At 43.1% G+C, this 216-nt stretch carries 1 rRNA gene; it reads right to left on the reverse strand.

The window, feature by feature from the left end:
* Positions 1 to 7: 7 nt before the first annotated feature.
* A 5S ribosomal RNA gene (gene rrf / locus ACTYA4_RS22310) occupies positions 8 to 124 on the reverse strand.
* Positions 125 to 216 lie beyond the last annotated feature (92 nt).

The raw sequence follows: 216 nt of genomic DNA on the forward strand, positions 1-216 counted from the left end.
TTTTTTTGCCTGGCGACGTCCTACTCTCACAGGGGGAGAGCCCCCAACTACCATCGGCGCTGAGAAGCTTAACTTCCGTGTTCGGTATGGGAACGGGTGTGACCTTCTCGCTATCGCCACCAGACTATTATTTTATTAGAGTTTTGTTCTCTCAAAACTAAATCATATGAAGAAATAAGAATAGAGTAATCGATTTTTGTTTGTCCAGTTACAACA

It is taken from the genome of Niallia yueguangensis (genome assembly GCF_052663115.1).